The sequence below is a fragment of the Rhizobium laguerreae genome (assembly GCF_002008165.1).
In the GTDB taxonomy this organism is placed as follows: domain Bacteria; phylum Pseudomonadota; class Alphaproteobacteria; order Rhizobiales; family Rhizobiaceae; genus Rhizobium; species Rhizobium laguerreae.
The window spans coordinates 166,958-185,283 of record NZ_MRDM01000008.1 but is presented as its reverse complement, the minus strand read 5'-3'; the positions used below and the strand labels follow the sequence as shown (position 1 = coordinate 185,283).

The 18,326-nt window shown below is 61.3% G+C and carries 18 protein-coding genes; 13 read left to right on the top strand and 5 right to left on the bottom strand.

All coding sequences use genetic code 11. The features are described 5' to 3' along the window. Positions 1–57: 57 nt before the first annotated feature. From BS630_RS05650 to BS630_RS05595, 11 genes are all read left to right on the top strand, one after another. Entirely contained in the window at positions 58–855 is a 798-nt protein-coding gene (locus BS630_RS05650; RefSeq protein WP_077976699.1) for an IclR family transcriptional regulator, read from the top strand. A 255-nt stretch (positions 856–1,110) separates the two neighbouring features. Next, complete coding sequence (locus BS630_RS05645; RefSeq protein ID WP_077976604.1) at positions 1,111–1,845, top strand: LuxR family transcriptional regulator; 735 nt, start codon at positions 1,111–1,113, stop codon at positions 1,843–1,845. 643 nt (positions 1,846–2,488) lie between these two features. Then, entirely contained in the window at positions 2,489–3,667 is a 1,179-nt protein-coding gene (locus tag BS630_RS05640) for an Mrp/NBP35 family ATP-binding protein (RefSeq protein WP_077976603.1), read from the top strand. 387 nt (positions 3,668–4,054) lie between these two features. Further along, the gene (locus tag BS630_RS05630; RefSeq protein ID WP_077976602.1) at positions 4,055–5,032 is read left to right on the top strand and encodes a magnesium transporter CorA family protein; all 978 of its coding nucleotides are present in this window, start codon (positions 4,055–4,057) and stop codon (positions 5,030–5,032) included. A gap of 18 nt (positions 5,033–5,050) precedes the next feature. Beyond that, entirely contained in the window at positions 5,051–6,949 is a 1,899-nt protein-coding gene (locus tag BS630_RS05625) for a potassium transporter Kup (RefSeq protein ID WP_077976601.1), read from the top strand. Between the two features lie 432 nt (positions 6,950–7,381). Beyond that, entirely contained in the window at positions 7,382–8,575 is a 1,194-nt protein-coding gene (locus BS630_RS05620; RefSeq protein ID WP_077976600.1) for a cell wall hydrolase, read from the top strand. 271 nt (positions 8,576–8,846) lie between these two features. After that, entirely contained in the window at positions 8,847–9,185 is a 339-nt protein-coding gene (locus tag BS630_RS05615) for an AtpZ/AtpI family protein (RefSeq protein WP_077976599.1), read from the top strand. A 62-nt stretch (positions 9,186–9,247) separates the two neighbouring features. After that, positions 9,248–10,000: a F0F1 ATP synthase subunit A gene (locus tag BS630_RS05610; protein WP_077976598.1), complete on the top strand. Its 753-nt coding sequence runs from the start codon at positions 9,248–9,250 to the stop codon at positions 9,998–10,000. A gap of 67 nt (positions 10,001–10,067) precedes the next feature. Next, the gene (locus BS630_RS05605) at positions 10,068–10,295 is read left to right on the top strand and encodes a F0F1 ATP synthase subunit C (RefSeq protein ID WP_003545854.1); all 228 of its coding nucleotides are present in this window, start codon (positions 10,068–10,070) and stop codon (positions 10,293–10,295) included. A 77-nt stretch (positions 10,296–10,372) separates the two neighbouring features. Beyond that, on the top strand, positions 10,373–10,996 hold the full coding sequence (locus tag BS630_RS05600) for a F0F1 ATP synthase subunit B (protein ID WP_077976597.1): 624 nt from the start codon (positions 10,373–10,375) through the stop codon (positions 10,994–10,996). A 3-nt stretch (positions 10,997–10,999) separates the two neighbouring features. Next, on the top strand, positions 11,000–11,491 hold the full coding sequence (locus BS630_RS05595; RefSeq protein ID WP_012756242.1) for a F0F1 ATP synthase subunit B: 492 nt from the start codon (positions 11,000–11,002) through the stop codon (positions 11,489–11,491). A gap of 92 nt (positions 11,492–11,583) precedes the next feature. On the opposite strand, the gene BS630_RS05590 is transcribed toward BS630_RS05595, so the two are convergent. Together BS630_RS05590 and BS630_RS05585 are read right to left on the bottom strand one after the other, a co-directional pair. Then, positions 11,584–12,273: a ribonuclease HII gene (locus tag BS630_RS05590; RefSeq protein WP_077976596.1), complete on the bottom strand. Its 690-nt coding sequence runs from the start codon at positions 12,271–12,273 to the stop codon at positions 11,584–11,586. A gap of 304 nt (positions 12,274–12,577) precedes the next feature. Further along, a complete protein-coding gene (locus BS630_RS05585; RefSeq protein ID WP_077976595.1) occupies positions 12,578–13,735 on the bottom strand; it encodes a PA0069 family radical SAM protein in 1,158 nt (385 codons plus the stop codon). A 139-nt stretch (positions 13,736–13,874) separates the two neighbouring features. Between BS630_RS05585 and BS630_RS05580 the strand changes: the two genes are divergently transcribed. Both BS630_RS05580 and BS630_RS05575 read left to right on the top strand, forming a co-directional pair. Then, complete coding sequence (locus tag BS630_RS05580) at positions 13,875–14,393, top strand: glycosyltransferase family 2 protein (protein ID WP_017959187.1); 519 nt, start codon at positions 13,875–13,877, stop codon at positions 14,391–14,393. Between the two features lie 181 nt (positions 14,394–14,574). Further along, on the top strand, positions 14,575–14,910 hold the full coding sequence (locus tag BS630_RS05575; protein ID WP_077976594.1) for a hypothetical protein: 336 nt from the start codon (positions 14,575–14,577) through the stop codon (positions 14,908–14,910). A gap of 15 nt (positions 14,911–14,925) precedes the next feature. Here the strand turns inward: BS630_RS05575 and moaB are convergent, their stop codons facing one another. The 3 genes from moaB to BS630_RS05560 are packed head-to-tail and all read right to left on the bottom strand — an operon-like array spanning position 14,926 to position 18,277. Then, complete coding sequence (gene moaB, locus BS630_RS05570; RefSeq protein ID WP_077976698.1) at positions 14,926–15,477, bottom strand: molybdenum cofactor biosynthesis protein B; 552 nt, start codon at positions 15,475–15,477, stop codon at positions 14,926–14,928. Beyond that, on the bottom strand, positions 15,477–16,388 hold the full coding sequence (locus BS630_RS05565) for a 4-(cytidine 5'-diphospho)-2-C-methyl-D-erythritol kinase (RefSeq protein ID WP_077976593.1): 912 nt from the start codon (positions 16,386–16,388) through the stop codon (positions 15,477–15,479). Before BS630_RS05565 ends, moaB begins: the two co-directional genes overlap by 1 nt. 56 nt (positions 16,389–16,444) lie before the next feature. Continuing rightward, on the bottom strand, positions 16,445–18,277 hold the full coding sequence (locus BS630_RS05560; protein WP_077976592.1) for a tetratricopeptide repeat protein: 1,833 nt from the start codon (positions 18,275–18,277) through the stop codon (positions 16,445–16,447). Positions 18,278–18,326 lie beyond the last annotated feature (49 nt).

Genomic DNA, 18,326 nt, shown 5'->3' with positions numbered 1-18,326 from the left:
TTGACTATATGGAATTATCGAATTACACTGCCCTTTCTGTCAAGGGCGGACAAGGTGATGAATTCAAACGGCGGAAGCACGGCACAGGCACGCGAGACCGGCACGCTCGGTAAACTGATGGTTCTGCTCGATCTCGTCACCCATGCCGATGCGCCGCTGCGTTTCACCGATATCCTGGCCCTTGCCGGCCAGCCGCGCGGCACGCTGCATCGCCAGCTCACCCATCTGGTCGAGGAGGGGCTGCTCGAGCTCGATGGCGACGGCCGTTATGCGCCTGGCCTGCGCCTGCTCGATTTCGCCGCGCGCAGCTGGGCGCGCAACGAGTTCCGCCTGATTGCCGAACCGCACCTTAGAGATCTGCAGCAGGCGACCGGCGAGACGGTGCATCTCGGCGTTCTGAGAGGGCTGTCGATCATCTATCTCGATAAGGTCGAAGGCCGCCAGCCGGTGCGCATGTATTCGCAGATCGGCAATGCCTCGCCCTGTTATTGCACCGGCGTCGGCAAGGCCGCCCTTTCGCTGCTGCCGGCCGAAAGCCTCGTCGATCTGCTTGCCGGCCTGAGCTTCACCAGCTTTACCGCCTCGACCCATGTCTCTGCCGAAACGCTGCTTGCCGAAATCCGCGAGATTGCCGATCAGGGCTATGCCTTCGACCGCGAAGAGCATGAGGCCGGCATCCGCTGCGTTGCCGCACCGGTCTGGTCGGAGGATCGGACCTTTATGGGTGGCATTTCGATTACCGGCCCGGCCTATCGCTTGTCGATGGAACTTCTGCACCAATGGTCCGTTCCGGTGCAACTGGCGGCTGCGAGCATCATGGAAGGCATGCGCGTCCGTCTCGGTCCGCGCCGCTGACGGAAAAATTGCAATCGGCCCCCTGCTGGACGCAATCGCAGAGCATGCTTATGATGAGTGCGATATTGAGATTTGCCGACGAATCACCACAACTAGAACGGTCCGCGAAATCTACAACCATTCACCGGCAGAACGCTCAACGCTGAAGCCGATTCCAACCAGCGATCGTCGTTTCCCGATGCAATCGAGCCGGCCGCGGCGGGCAGGTTTCGCAAACGGTTTGCCGGCCGCTGTGCCGAAGATGAAGAAAATGTGATGGCACCCTTGTCGCAAACATCCACGGACGAAGACGATTATGTTCAGGAAATAACGGGCCTGAAGACCCAGTTCGATATTTTCCGTTTCATGAAACGGGTGACGGAAGCCTATCGCAGCCGTGCCTTCATGGTTCTCAACCTGCCGCCGATCACTTCCTTCGATCTTCAGGGCAGCACTGTCATCACCAGCTGGCCGGCCGAGCTTCTGGCCCTCTACGACCAGGAGGGCCTGATGGTGAACAGCCCGGTCCTCAGGCGGCTCAGAACATCCGCGCGGCCCTTCTTCTACGATATGTCGCGGCAGAATTGGTCGCGGGACGACGGCAAGTCCATTCTCGTTGCCTCCCTGTTCGAACGTTTTAAGATGATGCGCTGCGCCTACTTCCCGACACATGACCCCTCCGGCCTGCGCGGCGCCGTCTCTTTTGCCGGCGACCGCGAACCCTTCAGCCCGGCAGAGATGCGCGAACTCTCCTACATCGCCATCCACGTCTTCGACAGGCTTGCCGAGATCCGCAACCTCGATACGCGCATGACGGACACGCTGACCGACCGCGAGATCGATTGCCTCAACTGGACGGCGGCCGGCAAGACCAGTGCTGAAATCGCCGAAATCCTCACCCTGTCCGAGCACACGGTCAATCACTACCTCAACCGCGCCACCAAGAAGCTCGATACGGTCAACCGCACCCAGGCGGTCGCCAAGGCGCTGCGCATCGGCCTGATCAAATAAGTTGCAGAAAACAACCGACTGCTTTTGAAGCCGCCCAGCGCGTAGGCAAGTCTTTCCCGTTGAGGTACTGCCGCAAGCGCTTTTGCGGTCTTTTCCCTGATTTTCTATCTGGCACGCTTTCTGCATCTCTTGATGCGAGAGGTCCAGAGGGGCTTTGAGACCAGCGCCAGGAAATGGCGCGGCCGACACACCGCTGTCCGACGCCGATGCCGCTTTTCTCCCGGCTCTTCGGTGTTGGCGGCGGTTGTTGCGTTTTGGCACCGCTTCTTACCCGGCTGTCTGCGATTTCATCTTCCCTGTTCACTTTTCGCTGGTCTTTTCTTCGGCTTGCTCTAGTTCGCCCCGGATTGCGCCGGTTCTCGGGGAGACCGTTGCGGCCATCAGGGCGAAAGCCTGGCGGACTTGATGGCCGCAACGGATCGCCAATTCTCCCCGGCGCCTTTTTGAGCGCCGGCAATCGATTTCCTCCCGATGATTTTGTTTGGCGAAGGCTTCCGTCTCCACTATTTCTACTGCATGATTTTAGCCTGATCGGAGTCGATCAGGCTAAAATCATGCAGCAATTCAAAGTGCTACAGCGTCCTTTGCGCGTCTTGAGAGACGCGCGGCGCTGCAGTCTGCAAGAAGAAGCAGTGAGGGTGGAATGGCCGACGTCACCAAGGAACAGGTTCTCGAAACGCTGAAGACCGTGCGTGGGCCCGATCTCGAGCACGATATCGTCGAGCTCGGCATGGTCTCCGACGTCTTCATCTCCGACGGCAAGGTTTATTTCTCCATCACCGTCCCGGCCGATCGCGCCAGGGAGCTGGAGCCGATGCGGCTTGCCGCCGAGCGCGTCATCAAGGAAATGCCAGGCGTCAAAGGTGCCCTCGTCACATTGACCGCCGACAAGAAGGCGGCCGCCGCCGCTCCGGCTGCCCGCCCTGCGCCGAACCCGCCTCACGGCCATGCCGGCCACGATCACCAACATGATCATGCGGGCCGCGCCCACGCTCCTCAACAGCCGCCGCGCGCCGGCAAGATCGGTGTGCCCGGCATCGGCGCCATCATCGCCGTCGCCTCGGGCAAGGGTGGGGTCGGCAAGTCGACCACCGCCGTCAATCTCGCACTCGGCCTGCTCGCCAACGGTCTTCGGGTCGGCATTCTCGACGCCGATATTTATGGCCCCTCGATGCCGCGACTGCTGAAGATATCCGGCCGCCCGACGCAGATCGACGGCCGCATCATCAATCCGATGGAGAATTATGGCCTCAAGGTCATGTCGATGGGCTTCCTCGTCGACGAGGAGACGGCGATGATCTGGCGCGGGCCGATGGTCCAGTCGGCGCTGCTGCAGATGCTGCGCGAAGTCGCCTGGGGCGAACTTGACGTCCTCGTTGTCGACATGCCGCCCGGCACCGGCGACGCCCAATTGACCATGGCCCAGCAGGTGCCGCTTGCCGGCGCCGTCATCGTCTCGACGCCGCAGGATCTCGCTCTGATCGATGCCCGCAAGGGCCTCAACATGTTCCGCAAGGTCGAGGTGCCGGTGCTCGGCATTGTCGAGAATATGAGCTATTTCATCGCCCCGGATACCGGCACCCGCTACGACATCTTCGGCCATGGCGGCGCCCGCAAGGAGGCCGAGCGCCTCGGCGTGCCCTTCCTCGGCGAAGTGCCGCTGACGATGAACATCCGCGAAACCTCCGACGCCGGCACGCCGCTCGTCGCCTCCGAGCCGAACGGCGTCGTCGCCGGCATCTATCGCGGCATCGCCGCCAAGGTCTGGGAGCAGGTCGCCGGTCAGTCCCAGCGCCCGGCGCCGGCGATCGTCTTCGAATAATGCATGCCGCCCGGAAGTGTGAAGCGGTTCCGGGATAACGGCATGATTGGAACAAAGGGCTAAGCCCGCCGTATGAATCACGTACGCTGCCAGGCGCTAACAGGCCCGAATCACCGCAGCGGATACCCCAAATTATGGGGGAAACGTGGTGAAAAGCCGCGCTTCACGGAAGATGTCTTGATTATTTCACGGCTTTGCTTCATATGCCGCGGCGCCATGATGGCGTTTTGCTGCAGATGCTCAGTGACGGCGGTCTTCGTTTCGAAGAGGCCGGCCCGCCTGCAAGTTCGGAGTTATCTTGTCGATCGAAGGATTGGGAACTGCGATGCGGTTGAGCACAACGCGCATGCCGGCCTTTAAGGTTGGATGCAGGCGGAGAGACGACCGGTGATTACCGCTTACTGTTCCAATTGCAGGTCGGTCGAGATTCGCGATCTGTCGCATGCCGCGTCCTTTCCCGAGGATGTCGTCTGGATCGACATGGTCGAGCCGACCCGCGATGAGGAACTCTATGTCGAGAAGATTCTCGGCATAGAGGTCCCGACCCGCGACGACCTCAAAGATATAGAGCCTTCCGCCCGTCTCTATGTCGAAAACGACGCCGTTTTCATGACCGCCTCGCTGCTCTGGAAGGCTGACACCGACGTGCCGACGCTGACCGATGTCGCCTTCATCCTGGCTGGAAACCGCCTGGTCACCATTCGCTACGCCCATCCCAAGTCCTTTGCACTGTTTATCGCCGCCCTCCACCGTTTGCCGGAAAACTGGCGCAGCGGCGCTGCCCTTCTCGCCAAGCTCTTGGAGACGATCGTCGACCGCACCGCCGAGATCCTCGAGATCTCCGTCTCGCGCATCGACATCTTGTCGACGCATGTCTTCGGCGACCGGGCAAAGAAGGTGCGCAAGCCCTCGAACTATCTTGAGGAGAAGCTGCGCGATATTGCCGGCCACCACCGGATGATCAGCAAGGTGCGTGACAGTCTCGGTTCGCTTGCCCGCCTGCTGACGTTCTTTCACACGATCCCGGCGATCCAGCAGGACCGCGAGGCGAAGGAGCTCTGCCGCACCGTTTCGCGCGATATCCAGTCGCTGTCGGAGCATGCTTCCTTCGTCGCCGCCAACATCACTTTCCTGCTCGATGCTTCGCTCGGGCTGATCAACATCGAGCAGAACTCGATCATCAAGATTTTCTCGATTGCCTCGGTGGTGTTCTTGCCGCCGACATTGGTCGCTTCCGTCTATGGTATGAACTTTCAGGTCATGCCGGAGCTGACCTGGGCCGCGGGTTATCCCTATTCGCTGGCCCTGATGGTGATCTCCGCCGTCATCCCCTTTTTCTTTTTCCGCTGGAAAGGCTGGCTCTGAGGAGCCTGTTAAACCTTCATGTCCGAAGATAGCCATCCGAACGAACGCCATATGACGCCGAAAAAGCTGTTCTATCTCGGGCTGGGTTCCGTCGGTGTCGTCTACGGCGATATCGGTACCAGCCCGCTCTACGCCTTTCGCGAAGCGCTGAAACCGGTGGCCCATGACGGCCTCACACGTTTCGAAGTCATCAGCCTGATCTCGCTGATGATCTGGGCGCTGACGATTATCGTCACCATTAAATATGTGCTCTTCCTGCTGCGCGCCGACAACGACGGCGAGGGCGGCACGCTGTCGCTGCTTGCCCTTCTGATGAAGACCGCTAACGGCCATACCGCCATGCTGATGTTGCTTGGCCTGATGGGTGCGGCCCTCTTCCTCGGCGATGCGATGATCACGCCGGCTCTATCCGTGTTGTCGGCCGTCGAGGGCCTGAAGCTCGTCACACCCCGCCTCGCGGATTACATAGTGCCGATCTCGGTGATGATCTTGGCGCTGCTCTTTGTGGTGCAGTCGCGCGGCACCGGCGCCGTCGCGAGGTTTTTCGGCCCGATCACCGCCGTCTGGTTCCTCGTCATGGCGGCCGCCGGCATTTCCCATATCTCCGACGATTACGGCATCCTAGCCGCATTCAATCCCTATTACGCCGTCAGTTTCCTGCTGCATGAGGGCTTTTACGGCGTCGTCGTGCTCGGCGCCGTCTTCCTGACGGTGACGGGCGCTGAGGCGCTCTATGCCGATCTCGGCCATTTCGGCCGCCGCCCGATCCAGTGGGCCTGGTTCCTGTTGGTTTTCCCGGCGCTGACGCTGAACTATCTCGGGCAGGGCGCTCTCGTTCTCGGCAATCCGGCGACGATGTCCGATCCCTTCTATCTGATGTATCCGAAATGGGCGCTGCTGCCGGTCGTCATCCTGGCGACCGCAGCGACGATCATCGCCAGCCAGGCGGTCATCACCGGCGCCTTCTCGATGGTGCGCCAGGGCATCAACCTCGGCTTCCTGCCGCGCATGGAAATCCTTTTCACCTCGGAAACCAATACCGGGCAGATCTTCGTGCCTTCGGTCAATGCCGTGCTGTTCATCGGCGTCATCTTCCTGGTTCTGAGTTTCAAGACATCGGACGCACTGGCGACCGCCTACGGCATCTCCGTCACCGGCGCCATGGTCGTCACCTCGATCATGGCCTTCGAATTCGTCCGCGCCCGCTGGAACTGGTCGCTGCCGGTTGCGGTGATCGCGCTCGTGCCGCTGGTCGTGCTCGAATTGATCTTCCTCGGCGCCAACCTTTTGAAGATCCACGACGGCGGCTATATCCCGATTCTGATCGCTACGGCCTTTACCGTCGTTATGTGGACCTGGCGTCGCGGCACCGCGATCCTGATGGAAAAGACCCGCCATACCGATATTCCGCTCGCCTCCTTCGTCAGCTCGATCGAGCGCAAGAGCGAACATTCGCCGGCCCAGGTTCCGGGCACCGCGATCTTCCTGACCAGCGATCCGGAATCCGCCCCCGCCGCCTTGCTGCACAATCTCAAGCATAACCACGTGCTTCACGACCGCAACGTCATCCTGACGATCCGCACGGTCAACAAACCGCGCGTTCCAAGCCATGACCGTTACAGGGTCGAGCAGATTTCCGAGCGTTTCTCCCGCGTCGAACTGCTGTTCGGCTTCATGGAATCGCAAAACGTCTCGCAGGCCTTGGCGACACTGCGCAAGACCGGACTGAAGTTCGACATCATGTCGACCTCCTTCTATCTCGGTCGACGCAAGCTGGTGCCGGACGCCAAGTCGGGCATGCCCTACTGGCAGGACCGGCTTTACATCGCTCTCGCCAACGCCGCCGCCAACCCCTCGGATTACTTCCGCTTGCCGGCAAACCGTGTGGTTGAACTGGGCTCGCACGTTATTATTTGAGCTCCCTCTTCTCCCCAGCGGGGAGAAGGTGGCCCGCAGGGTCGGATGAGGGGCCACACGGTACATCATTCATTGCCCTTCGCTTGCGCTCAGCGCATTCGCGGCTTTGCCGCTCACCCCCTCATCGCCTCGCTATCGCTCCGGCACTTCTCCCCGCTGGGGAGAAGAGGACGGTCGTGGCGCCTTGGTCCCTTTTCTCCGTAGCCGGAGCAAGAGAGATTGGACCAAGTTGCTGTTGCTTCATCATTGACATCCCTTGAGATCGAGGCCGGAGGTGCTGCACTGCTGTTCCCAAACACACGAGATTACCCCTCACATTAGAACATCCTAAACTTCTCACGGTCACATTTCGGCACGGCCTGTTAACCGGACATCAAGGTTAATGCGAGACTTTCAACGGAATGTTCCCGCGTTCCATGCCCGGAGTCCGTGTTGCGTCGAAAGAGCCCTTCCCGTAGCAAGCTGCGTCTCATTCCCGAGAATTGGGTGTCGCCCGTAATCTTCGGTCTCGCCGGCTGGCTGATTTTCCCGAGCGCCGCATCTCATGCCGATCTCGCCGCCATGCTCGCCGGCCTCGATCATGAGGGGGAGAACTGGCGCATGGTGCTGACCAATTCGCCAGCCGGCTCCATCCACCAGGCCGAACTCGCCTTCGCCGAGCCGATGGTGACCGGTGCGATCTCCGCCGGTGCCGGCATGGTGCTGCCCGATGGCCGCAAGGTCGCCTTCAATACCAAGGACAAGGGCACTGCCAAGGATAGGGGCCACGAGGACACGCCGGACGAGGATCGCGTCAACCGTGGCAGCAAGAAAGGCCGCGTCGTCGCCGTGGAGAAGATGCAGCCGCCGAAGGATTTTTCCGCCGGCTCGATCCTCGAGCGCACCAAGATGCTCTTCACCCCGAGCTTCGATCTCAAGGACCGGTCGGCTTTCGTCAAGCCGAAGATCCAGGGCAAGGAAATCGAGATCGCCACATCTTTCTATAAGACGCAGCCTGCGGTGACCGATAATGGCGTGCCGGCAATGCTCGCAGGCCTCGTCACCAGCAACAAGGCCGATGTTCTGGCCACCGCCTATGCACCGGCCACACCCGACTATGCCCGCCAATCGCCCTTCGATTCCATCCTGACCGAACAGGACAGCGGCCGCTTCGTTCCGGAGATCGGCCCGCGCGATCACGCCTGGGCCGCAAGCGTGCTGGCGCCGAGCGTCTTTTCCGCCCGAGAACAGCAGTGCCTTGCCTCCGGCATCTATTTCGAGGCGCGTGGAGAATCGGTGAAGGGACAGGCGGCCGTCGCCCAGGTCATCCTCAACCGCGTCCGCAACCCTTCCTATCCGAAGACCATCTGCGGCGTCGTCTATCAGAACGAGGATTGGCGCAACCGCTGCCAGTTTTCCTTCGCCTGCGACAGCATCAAGGACAGGGTGAACTCGGAATATCACTGGCGAGTCGCCCGCGACGTAGCGATGGCTGTGACATCAGGCAAGATCTGGCTGCCGCAGGTGGGTTCGGCGACGCATTACCATGCCGTCTATGTCAGACCAAAATGGGCAAGGACCATGGAAAAGGTCGGCCGCATCGGTCTTCACGTCTTCTATCGCACCTATGGCGGCGGCTGGAGCTGAGATAAATCGCTGGGGCAAGCCGATTTCCGGCCCGCAAAAGCGGATTCTTTCCGTCGAATTTGCGCGATCGACCCGGAGTCGATTTATCTCTTTGATTTGATGGAATTATTTTCTCGCTGGACAGAAGCTGTCTACGCCTTGACTATGCTAATCCCTAAAACTATGTTGCGCGCGACTTCAGAACGGGCCGGAAGGGTCTCAACCTTCGCGTCCGGGGTCCGAATGACCGGGGTAGCGGGAGTGCGGGCGACGGACAGGTGAGGAGAGATCCATGGCGGATGACCGCGAGGAAAGTCTTGAAAAGCGCCGTGCGCAATTGGGAGCGAAACTCGCGACCAAGCGTGTCGAGACGGGACAGGACGAGGCTAGGGAAGCCCGCGCCGAGGTAAGCCGCAAAGGTTATGCCCAGGCGATGAAGCTTTCCAGCGAGTTCATTTCCGCAATCGTCGTCGGTGCTCTCCTTGGCTATCTCCTCGACCGTTTTGTTGGCACGGCGCCTTGGGGTTTGATTGTTCTTCTGCTTCTCGGATTTTGTGCCGGCGTTCTGAACGTGCTGCGTTCTGCGGGGGTGGTGGCCCATCCCCTGGACGACAAGGACGACAAGAAATAAGGACCGGTTCCGGTCCAGTGCAATGACCCCGCGTCCTGCGGGCTAAAGAGAGAGAACAAGCGGTGTCTAACGATCCGACTCATCAGTTCCTGATCCAGAAGATTGTGCCGATCGAAATCGGCGGAGTTGATTTTTCGTTTACCAATGCATCGCTCTTCATGGCCGTTTCGGCTGCCGCTGCCGCAGGCTTCCTCTATTTCTCGACCTCGAACCGCGCCATCGTGCCGGGCCGTTCGCAGTCGGTCGCCGAAATGTCCTATGAGTTCATCGCCAACATGCTGAAGGAAGGCGCCGGCAAGCAGGGAATGAAGTTCTTCCCGCTAGTCTTTTCGCTCTTCATGTTCGTCCTGACGGCCAACCTGCTTGGCATGTTCCCGTATTTCTTCACGGTGACGAGCCAGATCATCGTCACCTTCGCGCTCGCGATTCTGGTTATCGGTACGGTTCTCGTCTACGGTTTCTATAAGCACGGCTTCCACTTCCTGAATGTCTTCGTGCCTTCGGGCGTGCCGGGCATTCTGCTGCCGCTGGTCGTCACGATCGAAATCATCTCCTTCCTGTCGCGACCGATTTCGCTCTCGGTTCGTCTTTTCGCCAACATGCTCGCCGGTCACATCACGCTCAAAGTGTTCGCAGGCTTCGTCGCCTCGCTCGGAACCATGGGTGCTCTGGGTATCGGCGGCGCCGTTCTTCCCCTCATCATGACCGTCGCCCTGACCGGTCTCGAGTTCCTCGTCGCCTTCCTTCAGGCTTACGTCTTTGCGGTGCTGACTTGCATGTACCTCAACGATGCAATCCATCCGGGCGGGCACTAAGGATAACGACATCGACGTCAAAGGGCGTCAGTCATTCGCCGCAACAACCATTTCAAAGGAGTTCAACATGGAAGCGGAAGCAGCAAAGTACATCGGTGCAGGCCTGGCTTGCTTTGGTATGGCCGGTACGGCTCTCGGCCTCGGCAATATTTTCGGCAGCTACCTCTCCGGCGCACTGCGCAATCCGTCTGCCGCTGACAGCCAGTTCGGCCGTCTGGTATTCGGCTTCGCCGTTACGGAAGCTCTGGGCATCTTCTCGCTGCTCGTCGCTCTCCTCCTCCTCTTCGCCGTCTGATATCGGCGAATAGATGGATCACGGCCTGCGACCGCAAGCCGTGATCCTTTGCATTTGCAGTCCACCTGGAGGTGAGCATGTTTTTTGTGACCCCGGCTTACGCTGAGGAAGCACCGGCGGCAGCGACGGGTACGGATGCGCATGCCGCTCCGGCCGCAGGCGAGGTCCATACCGAGACTGGTGTTGCCGAAGGCGAACACGCCCGCGGCCCTTTCCCGCCTTTCGATTCGACGACCTACGCGTCCCAGCTGCTTTGGCTGGTGATCACGTTCGGCGTCTTCTATTTGCTCATGCAAAAGGTCATCGCGCCGCGCATCGGCGCCATCCTCGATCAGCGTCACACGCGCATTTCCCAGGATCTGGAAGAGGCCGGCCGCCTGAAGGCCGAAGCCGACGCCGCCGTCCAGACCTATGAAGGTGAACTGGCCGCCGCCCGCGCCAAATCCAACGCGATCGGCTCCGCCGCACGCGACGCCGCCAAGGCCAAGGCCGAAGAGGAACGCCGCGCTGTCGAGGCGAGCCTTTCGGAAAAGATCAAGGCTGCCGAGCTCCGTATCGGCGAGATCAAGGCCAAGGCCTTCGCCGACGTCGGCACCATTGCCGAGGAAACGGCGGCTGCCGTGGTCGATCAGCTGATCGGCGGTACCGTCGCCAAGGCCGATGTCGCTGCCGCCGTCGCGGCTGCCAAGAAGGAGGCTTGATCGATGGAATTTGCCTTTGACGCGACTTTCTTCGCCTTTGTCGGCCTCGTCCTGTTCCTGGCGCTGGTCGTTTACCTGAAGGTTCCGGGCATGATGGCACGGTCGCTCGACGACCGCGCCGACCAGATCCGCAACGAGTTGGCTGAAGCCAAGCGTCTGCGCGAGGAGGCCCAACACCTGCTCGCCGAATACCAGCGCAAGCGCAAGGAAGCAGAAGCCGAAGCGGCCCACATCGTTGCCGCCGCTGAGCGCGAAGCCGAAATGCTGACCGCCGAAGCGAAGAAGAAGACGGAAGAATTCGTCGCCAACCGCACGGCGCTATCCGAGCAGAAGATCAAGCAGGCCGAGGTTGAGGCGATGAAGGCGGTGCGTTCCGCTGCTGTCGATCTCGCAATCGCGGCCGCTGAAACCGTGCTTGCCAAGCGGGCCGACACCAAAATCCAGTCCGAGCTCTTCGGCAATGCCGTCGGCCAGGTCAAGACGCGGCTGAACTGAGCAGCTTCGAAAAGGATTGAGAGGGAAGGCCGGGCATGTCCCGGCCTTTTCTTTTGGCAGTCTTTTTTTGCCCGGCTTTTCTGTTGAATGACTTATTCCGAAAGCAGCTCGTCCGTCTCGGGTCCGTCCTCGGTCTTGCGCAGCGGCCTGAAGCTCATCCGGTGCAGCGAACAGGGGCCGTGCCTTTCGATGCCGGCGCGGTGTTGCGCCGTGCCGTAGCCCACATGCGCGGCAAAACCGTAATCCGGAAACACATGATGTGCCCGCGCCATCATCCGGTCGCGCGTCACCTTGGCGACGATCGAGGCGGCGGCGATCGAGACCGAGCGGGCATCGCCCTTGACCACAGCCTGTCCGGGGCAGTCGAGGCCGGGCGGCACGTCGAGCCCGTCGGTCAGCACGTAGCTGGCCGGAATGGCGAGGCTGCAGATGGCCCGGCGCATGGCGTCGAGGCTTGCCTTGCGGATATCCGTCTCGTCGATGCGCGTCGAACTGGAGGAGGCGATGGAGACGGTCGCAGTCGCCAGAATCTGCACGAACAGTTCCTCGCGCCGTTGCGCCGAAAGCTGCTTGGAATCGTTCAGCCCCTCAGGGATGCGCTTCGGATCGAGAATGACGGCGGCCGCCACGACGGGTCCCGCCAGCGGCCCGCGGCCTGCCTCATCGGCGCCGGCGACCGGCCAGTGGCCGGCCTTGCGGGCTTTGAGTTCCAGTCGGAAATCCGGCACGAGCGGAACCGTGTCGAAAAGCAGGGGAGAATCGGGTGGCGTGCGAGGTTTCATGCGGCTGAACCTCGCACGCCAACCCGATTGCCCGCAAGTCCCCGGATCAGGGCGGCGGCCGGGGACCGGTCCGGCGGATGGTGGCGGTCAGGGCCATCCGCGGGAATTGCGCTCGGGGCTCGAAAACAGGGCGGTTTTATCGAGATGCCGATGCGCAAGCTAGAAGCAATTCCAGGAAAAGTGCGAAGCGGTTTTCCGTCCGGAATTGCGTAAGGGTTAGAGGAAATTCCAGAAAAAGTGTGAAGCGGTTTTCCCCAGGCAAAGCGCGAAGCGATTTTGCCCGAATTGCGTAAAAAATAAATTGTTAGAGCAGCGATAGCTGCACGCCGCTGCCATCGGGCGGTACGAACAGATCGTCGCGCAACGGCACGCTGCGGCGCGTCAGCTCGAAACGTCTGGCGGCCATTTCAAAGCGCCGGGCGATCTGCCAGGCATAGGGACCGGCGCCCTTCATGCGCTTGCCGAATTCGGCATCGTAATCCTTGCCGCCGCGCATCGAGCGTACCAGCGACATCACATGCCGGTAGCGATCGGGATAATGCTGCAGCAGCCAGTCTCGAAACAGCGGGCTGACCTCGAGCGGCAGTCTGAGGATGACATAACTCGCCTCGGCAGCGCCCGCAGCCTTTGCCGATTCGAGGATGCGCTCCAGCTCGTGGTCGTTCAGCGCCGGGATGAGCGGGGCGGCCATGACTGCCGTCTGGATGCCTGCTTCGGCAAGGGTGCGGATCGTCTCCAGCCGCCGCGGCGGTGTGGCGGCACGCGGCTCCATCGTCCGGGCAAGCTTGCGATCCAGCGTGGTCACCGAGATGCCGACGCGCACCAGGTTCTTAGCTGCCATCTCCTGCAGAATGTCGAGATCACGCAGGATCATCGCCGACTTGGTGACGATCGATACCGGATGGTTCGCCTTGTTCAACACCTCCAGAATGCCGCGCATGATGCGCCATTCCTTCTCGATCGGCTGATAGGGATCGGTATTGGTGCCGATTGCGATCACCCGCACCTTGTAGCCCGGCTTGGCGAGCTCCCGCTCCAGCAGTTTTACCGCATCGGGCTTGGCAAAGAGCTTCGTCTCGAAATCGAGCCCTGCGGAAAGCCCCATATAGGCGTGTGTCGGCCGGGCGAAACAATAGATGCATCCGTGCTCGCAGCCGCGATAGGGATTGATCGAGCGGTCGAAGGAAAGGTCCGGCGATTCGTTGCGGGTGATGGCCGTGCGCGGCTTCTCGACCTGCACTTCCGTCTTGAATGGCGGCAGCTCTTCCCAGGTCTGCCAGCCATCGTCGACGGTCTCCCGCTGCAATGGCTCGAACCGACCCGTCGGGTTCAGTCCCGCCCCACGTCCACGCCGCCGGTCGACCTCGACTCTCAGGCCGGAGGACACGATCATCGCATCGGCAATATCTGCCGTATTGGCAGGCGCGAATGCGGCCTGCCCTGCCAGGGACTGCTCTCTCATCGGATTCTCCCGCGGCGGAAAGCCATCGCCTTCGCCCGTTTTGCTGATTAAATTCCTATCCGCAAAATGAGAACAATGCAAGAACAAAATGAGGAAAACGGCGCTGGCAAAAATTTGTGCGGCGCATTATAAATAGTCAATGTTGACGGTTGTTCTCGAATGTCAGGATCAGGAATCTGAGCTGGCACAGACTTTATCGGTACTGGTGGCAGGCGCGGTGGAGGGGCTGGTGAGCGATGTGGTCGTGCTCGATCACGGCTCGCGCGACGGCACCTCGCGGGTGGCCGACGCCGCCGGCTGCCGCTTCCATTCGCAATGGGATATCAAGGACATCGTCCGCGCAGCGCGCGGCGAATGGCTGCTCTTCGTCGAGCCGGGCGCCAGACCCCAGGCCGGCTGGATCGATGAGATCGCCGAATATGTCGCGCTGAACAAGCTGCCGGCGCGCTTCACCGCGTCGCGCGGCTACCGGCGCCCGTTTTTCCAGCGTGTCGGCCGAGCCGTGCCGCCGCTGGAACTGGGCTTTCTCCTGCCGAAGAAGCAGGCACTCGCCATTGCCAAAAGCGGCATGCGGCTGACCGAATTCGTCAAGGGGCAGAAGCCGCGCAAGCTCGCGAGCGAACTGATTCCGTCCTGGGTCGCCCGCGCTGCGCGATAGGGCCGCAACGCTCTCGATGAGCAAAAGATGGCGCCCAATAGGATTTCGCGCTATAATTTAAACATGGCGCCGTCGAAGCGCCTCGCTTCGCAACGGAATGGCCATGGAATGCCGGTGAACGGCAGAACAGGTCAGCGACAATCTCCTCTTCTGCCGGGTTCCCGGCGAAAGGAGGTGCGTCATGGCGCGCGGTAGGATCTACGGCGTACGCGGTATGATCTACGGCCTCATGGCCGTCATATTGCCGACATTGGTGATCGCGCATCCGCATTCGGCAGCATCGCAGATGATGCGCAGTTGCGCAGGCCGACCCGAAATCGTCAATTTCCTGGACAAGAATTTCGCCGAAAAGCTCACGGCAGTCGGACTGATCAACCAGAACGCCGTTCTTGAGGTCTATGCCGCCGAAAGCGGCACCTGGACACTCATCGTCACGGATGTTCACGGCATAAGCTGCGTCCTGCTGTCGGGTGACAGCTGGGACACGATGCCCGTCCTGCCAGGCCTTGCGACATAGCGCAGGCACATCGGTCTATTTGGTCGCGCCGCGTTTCAGGTGCTCGTCCAGACGCGGCATGATCTCGACGAAATTGCACGGCACGCTGCGATAGTCGAGCTGTCCTTTCAAAATGCCGTCCCAGGCATCCCGGCAGGCGCCGGGCGAACCCGGCAGCACGAAGATGAAGGTGGCGTTGGCAACACCTGCCGTGGCGCGCGACTGGATCGTCGCCGTGCCGATCTTCTCGTAGGAGATCCGGTGGAAGATGGCGGAAAAGCCGTCCATCCGCTTTTCGAACAAAGGTTCCAGCGCTTCGGGCGTCACATCGCGACCGGTAAAGCCGGTGCCGCCCGTGGTGATGACGACGTCTATGTCTTCTCTCTCAGTCCAGGCCTTCACCCGTGCGGCAATCTTTTGGCGATCATCGGGCACGATCCCCCGGTCGACCAGCCTGTGACCTGCCTTGGTGATCCGCGCCGCCAGCGTGTCGCCTGACTTGTCCGTCTCCGGCGTGCGGGTATCCGAGATCGTGAGAACCGCAATGCCGACCGCGATGAAGGGCCGCTTTTCGTCCAGACCTGCCATCATGCGCCTCCCGAACCCGTTTCCGTCGCCTGGAAATACCAGCCAGGGCACTCGTCGTGAAGAGCTGCCGCCGCATCTTCGGCAACAGTCATGCTCGCAAAGATGCCGAAACAGGTGGCGCCGGAACCGGACATGCGGGTCAAAAGGGCGCCGTGAGCTTGCAGCATCGCCGAGATCTCCGAAATCTCGGGCACGAGTTCGCGCGCCGGCGGCTCCAGGTCGTTGCGGGCAGCAGCAATTGCCGCGAGCCAGTCGGCAGTCTGAGGCGGGCTCGGTGCCAGGCTCAGGGCCGGATTGTTCTTTGTCGCCAGCCGGCGGAAAACCTCAGGCGTCGAGACGCCCTTCAGCGGATTGGCGAGCACCATGGCAAAGGCCGGCAGATCAGGCACAGCTTCGATCTTTTCGCCGATGCCGCGGGCAATCAGCGGCCGGCTCTCCAGGCACATCGGCACGTCGGCGCCGAGCTTCAGCGCCAGCGCGGCAAGCGTCTCCGCCGATAATGTCGTGCCCCAGAGCCGCATCAGCCCGCGCAGCGTCGCGGCTGCATCGGCCGAGCCGCCGCCGATGCCGGAGGCAACCGGCAGGTTCTTTTCGAGATGAATGCGGACGGGAAAGGCGAGGGGACCGATCGCCTCGCGCAGGAGGTCGCGGGCCTTCAGCACCAGGTTGGTGCCGCTGTCGCCGGCAAGTATCTCGCCGAAACGGCCCGACAGGGTGAATGCATCGGCCGGCGACCGCATGAAGTCCAGCCGGTCGCCATGATCTGCGAAGGTCACCAGCATATCGAGCAGATGATAGCCGTCCGGCCGCTGGCCCGTCACATGCAGGGCCAGGTTGATTTTCGCGCGCGCCTCCTCGGAAACGCTAGTGCATGATGCCGAAAAGTGTGAGCGGTTTTCGGACGACATCATGCTCTATTTCTTTGACCTGTATCCGGCCAAGTCCTTTCAGGCATGCCTCCTGCCCGTCAGGATTTTTTGTCGACCGGCGGCGGGATGACGGGCGCCGGATCCGGCTGCTTCTTGTCGGCTGCCTTGGCATCGTCGCTGACGGGAGGCAGGCCGTTGGCGACCTTGTCCTTGATCTTCGGGATCTCGGCAGCTTCGGGCTCGGAGGCGAGCGCCCGGTTCCACTGGTAGACGGCCTCGAGCTTACGCCCGACGCGCCAGTAGGCATCGCCGAGATGGTCGTTGATCGTTGCGTCGCCGGCCTTGATCTGTGCCGCCCGCTCCAACTCGTCGACGGCATCTTCGAAGCGGTTGAGGCGGAAATAGGCCCAGCCAAGCGAATCGATGATGTAGCCGTCGTCAGGGCGAAGATCGACGGCCTTCTTGATCATGCCGAGACCTTCGTCGAGGTTCCGGTTCATGTCGATCCAGGAATAGCCGAGATAGTTCAACACCTGCGGCTGGTCGGGATTGAGCTCCAGCGCCTTGCGGAAGTTCGGTTCCGCCTGGTCCCACTTCTTCAGACGCTCATAGGCAATGCCGCGCTGGAAGAAGACGCTCCAGTTGGCCCGGCCGGGGATGGGGCCGATGACTTCGACGGCCTTGTCATAATTGGCGGCCATCGCCTGGTAGTCCTTGGCGTCGGAGAGCACGCTGCCATAGGCCAGGTAACTGCGGATGTCCTTCGGATCGGAGGCGATCAGCGCCTGCAGGTGCTTGCGGGCCTCGTCGACCTTACCGCCTTGGGCAAGGGCCAGGCCGAGCTGCAGCTCGGAGATACGCCGCATCGGCGAATTCTCCGGCACTTTCTTGTAGAGCGTGATGGCGCGGTCCATCTGGTTCTGCTTCTCGGCAATGCCGCCGAGCAGCACCAGCGTATCGGCGCTGTTCGGGTCGAGGGCCTTGGCCGTCTGCAGGTAAAGCGAGACGATGTCCTCGGCGCCGTCGCGGTTTAGCGCGCCGCCGACCGAGAAGAGCACGCCGGCGGCACCTTCTTCGGCCGTCTTGACCTGCTGCTCCTGCTTCTCGTTCTTTTCGATACTGTCGCGCAGCGCGTTCAGCGGCGCATAGTTCGGCAATAGGTTGTCGCCGACGGAAACGGCGTCGAGCGCCTTCTGTTTATTGCCTTGTGTTGCTTCGAGGCGTGCAAGCGCCATCACGGCGCGCATGAAGGTGTCGGGCGCCGTTGCGCCTCCCTCCTTGTCGAGCACGGCGTCGTTCAGATGCTTTCGGGCGGATTTCACGTCGCCGATGGCGATGGCGATCGCGCCGGCATTGTAATTCTGGAAGATGCGGAACCAGTCCGGCCCCTTCATCTTCTCGACCATCGTGAGCGCTTCCTTGCCGCGGCCGGCGCCGACGCGGGCCCATGCGAGCAGCAGGTCGTTCATCATCCGGTCGAGATCGTTTGGCCCCTTATATTTCAGGATGGCCTCGGCGGACTTGTAGTCGTCGCGGCGCACGGCATCCATGCCGCGCACGATCGTGGTGATACGCTCGACGGAAGGATCGCCCTTCAGGTCATTGGCATATTTGACGCCGTCCTTGATATCGCCATTGAGGAGCAGCGAGATCATCAGCCGCTGGCGAATCTCTGGATTGCCGGGCTCGATCTGCAGCGCCTTCTTGTAGAGTTCGATCGCCGTTTGATAGTCATGATCGACATCGGCGGTGCGCGCGGCGAGAAAGGCGCCGGAGAAAGTGGTGACGCTGTCCGCATCGAAGTGAACGGCCGTGCCGGAATCGTCTGTCTTGGCCGCATCCTCGGCGTTCGCGCCGCCGACACCGCTGAGCGAAAGGACAGCGGCCAGCGCTGCGCTCGTAAGAAGACGGATGGCAATTCTCTGCCGCATTAGGAAACCTTTCTTCGACAGCGTCCCGACAAATGCCGCCGGCCGCAAA

Bases quoted from the DNA above. Each gene is read 5' to 3' on its own strand.
- BS630_RS05650 (WP_077976699.1), top strand. From the start codon at position 58: ATGAATTCAAACGGCGGAAGCACGGCACAGGCACGCGAGACCGGCACG.
- BS630_RS05645 (WP_077976604.1), top strand. From the start codon at position 1,111: ATGGCACCCTTGTCGCAAACATCCACGGACGAAGACGATTATGTTCAG.
- BS630_RS05640 (WP_077976603.1), top strand. From the start codon at position 2,489: ATGGCCGACGTCACCAAGGAACAGGTTCTCGAAACGCTGAAGACCGTG.
- BS630_RS05625 (WP_077976601.1), top strand. From the start codon at position 5,051: ATGTCCGAAGATAGCCATCCGAACGAACGCCATATGACGCCGAAAAAG.
- BS630_RS05615 (WP_077976599.1), top strand. From the start codon at position 8,847: ATGGCGGATGACCGCGAGGAAAGTCTTGAAAAGCGCCGTGCGCAATTG.
- BS630_RS05605 (WP_003545854.1), top strand. From the start codon at position 10,068: ATGGAAGCGGAAGCAGCAAAGTACATCGGTGCAGGCCTGGCTTGCTTT.
- BS630_RS05600 (WP_077976597.1), top strand. From the start codon at position 10,373: ATGTTTTTTGTGACCCCGGCTTACGCTGAGGAAGCACCGGCGGCAGCG.
- BS630_RS05595 (WP_012756242.1), top strand. From the start codon at position 11,000: ATGGAATTTGCCTTTGACGCGACTTTCTTCGCCTTTGTCGGCCTCGTC.
- BS630_RS05590 (WP_077976596.1), bottom strand. From the start codon at position 12,273: ATGAAACCTCGCACGCCACCCGATTCTCCCCTGCTTTTCGACACGGTT.
- BS630_RS05585 (WP_077976595.1), bottom strand. From the start codon at position 13,735: ATGAGAGAGCAGTCCCTGGCAGGGCAGGCCGCATTCGCGCCTGCCAAT.
- BS630_RS05580 (WP_017959187.1), top strand. From the start codon at position 13,875: ATGTTGACGGTTGTTCTCGAATGTCAGGATCAGGAATCTGAGCTGGCA.
- BS630_RS05575 (WP_077976594.1), top strand. From the start codon at position 14,575: ATGGCGCGCGGTAGGATCTACGGCGTACGCGGTATGATCTACGGCCTC.
- moaB (WP_077976698.1), bottom strand. From the start codon at position 15,477: ATGGCAGGTCTGGACGAAAAGCGGCCCTTCATCGCGGTCGGCATTGCG.
- BS630_RS05565 (WP_077976593.1), bottom strand. From the start codon at position 16,388: ATGATGTCGTCCGAAAACCGCTCACACTTTTCGGCATCATGCACTAGC.
- BS630_RS05560 (WP_077976592.1), bottom strand. From the start codon at position 18,277: ATGCGGCAGAGAATTGCCATCCGTCTTCTTACGAGCGCAGCGCTGGCC.